Source organism: Arthrobacter sp. B0427-1-12, assembly GCF_059092905.1.
In genome coordinates this window covers 1-1,561 of record NZ_JBNHIC010000142.1, presented here as the reverse complement: position 1 = coordinate 1,561, position 1,561 = coordinate 1, and the positions used below count along the sequence as shown (strand labels likewise).

Annotated in this window: 1 protein-coding gene and 1 pseudogene; both read right to left on the bottom strand. The window is 65.4% G+C overall.

What is annotated here, in order from left to right; translation table 11 throughout:
- Positions 1-60: 60 nt before the first annotated feature.
- Entirely contained in the window at positions 61-1,320 is a 1,260-nt protein-coding gene (locus tag AC5RWU_RS24195; protein ID WP_493986711.1) for an acyl-CoA dehydrogenase family protein, read from the bottom strand.
- A 1-nt stretch (position 1,321) separates the two neighbouring features.
- Positions 1,322-1,561 (bottom strand): annotated as a pseudogene (locus tag AC5RWU_RS24190) (CoA transferase); the annotation flags it as partial.

Sequence of the window (1,561 nt, the reverse complement as noted above, 5' to 3'; positions counted from 1 at the left end):
ACCAAACACTTGGTGCTACAGCCCCGCCGCCGCTCCATGCTCCAGGAGATTGCTGGGGCGTCAGCGCGCGACGGGCGTCAGCCGCTCAACGTTCTCCCGCGCTTCGCGTTGCCGTTTCAGCTCGCGGCGGCCCAGACCTGCTTTGTGAGCCTCGTCCGGTCCGTCCGCGAGGCGCAAGGTCCGCGTCTGCGCCCAGATGGCCGCAAGCGGGAACTCCTGACTGACACCGCCGCCGCCGTGAACCTGGATCGCCTTGTCGAGCACCCATTCGGCCATCGAAGGAACGAGGACCTTGATCGCTTGGATCTCCGTGTGCGCCTCGCGGTTGCCGACCTCGTCCATAAGCCATGCGGTTTTGAGAACGAGTAGACGTGCCTGCTCGATCCGGATCCGCGCCTCGGCGATCCAGTCGCGGATCACTCCTTGGTCAGAGACCGGGCCTCCGAATGTCCGGCGGGAGTCGGCACGGGCGCACATCAGCTCCAGAGCCCGCTCAGCCATTCCGATCGCTCGCATGCAGTGGTGGATACGACCGGGTCCGAGTCGTGCCTGGGAGATGGCGAATCCATCGCCCTCTCCGCCGATCAGGTTCTCCGCCGGCACGCGCACCTGATCGAACTCGACCCTCGCGTGTCCGCCGTGGGCGGCGTCGTCGTAGCCAAACACGCTCAGGTGCCGCGTCACAGTGACGCCAGGAGTATTGATGGGTACCAGGATCATCGACTGCTGCCTGTGGCGAGGTCCGTCCGGGTCCGTCTTGCCCATCACGATCAGGATCTTGCACAGTGGACTCAGCGCACCCGTGATCCACCATTTGCTTCCGTTGATGACGTAGTCGTCGCCGTCGCGGGTGATCAGGGTCGAGATGTTGGATGCGTCCGACGAGGCCACGTCCGGTTCAGTCATGGCGAATGCGGAACGAATCTGGCCGTCCAGCAGCGGATCGAGCCACTGGGCCTTCTGCTCTGCGGTGCCGAAGTGTGCGAGAAGCTCCATGTTGCCTGTGTCCGGTGCGGAGCAGTTCATCGCCTCGGGTGCCAGCAGTGGGCTGCGACCACTGATCTCGGCCAACGGGGCGTACTCCGTTGTGGTCAGCTCACCACCGATGTTGCGGGTGAGGAACAGGTTCCACAGTCCTCGCGAACGTGCCTCGGTCTTGAGCTCGTCCATGATCGGCCGGGGTGCCCACGGCGTGCCCGCGGCCGCGAGCTCAAGCGACTGTCGTTCGAGCACCTCCTCGGCCGGGTAGACGAACTCGGCCATGAAGTCGCGGAGCGTCTTCGCCAACTCTTCGGACTTGGGGGGCAGTGCGAAATCCACGTCAAATTCCTTCTGTGATGTTCTGGACGACGGCGCCGTCGGCGACGAGCCGATCAATGTCCTCGGGGTTGAGCCCCAGCTCGGCCAGGACGCTGCGGGTGGAACTGCCAGGAGCTTCGGCTGGGGCGCCGGCTAGGCCGGGCGTGCGGGAGAATCGGGGGGCCGGCGCGGGCTGGAACCCACCCGATGCCTTCAGGTGTGTCTCGCGCGCACTCAGGTGGGGATGAAGGGGGGCTTCTGT